The following is a 285-nucleotide window of genomic DNA, read 5'->3' on the forward strand; positions in this document are numbered from 1 at the left end:
TCCCTGCGGAGCAAGTACCATCGGCGCTGGAGGGCTTAACGGCCGTGTTCGGCATGGGAACGGGTGTGTCCCCTCCGCCATCATCACCAGACGATTTGACTATTTCTCAAAAGTGACGAAAAATAATTTATCACATCTTCTTGTTCACTTTCAAGTACTTTTTAAAACTTTTTTGGTGGAGCTGAACGGGATCGAACCGATGACCTCCTGCTTGCAAGGCAGGCGCTCTCCCAACTGAGCTACAGCCCCATACTGGGGAAATATATGGTGGGCCTAGGCTGACTC

General features: G+C 50.5%; 1 tRNA gene and 1 rRNA gene. Both read right to left on the reverse strand.

The annotated features are described in order from the left end of the window. Window positions 1-91: ribosomal RNA gene (gene rrf, locus M3630_RS30760) — 5S ribosomal RNA — on the reverse strand; the annotation flags it as partial. A gap of 82 nt (window positions 92-173) precedes the next feature. Then, window positions 174-249, reverse strand: a tRNA-Ala gene (locus tag M3630_RS30765). Window positions 250-285 lie beyond the last annotated feature (36 nt).

The organism is Brevibacillus sp. MER 51, assembly GCF_023714195.1.
Taxonomy (GTDB): domain Bacteria; phylum Bacillota; class Bacilli; order Brevibacillales; family Brevibacillaceae; genus Brevibacillus.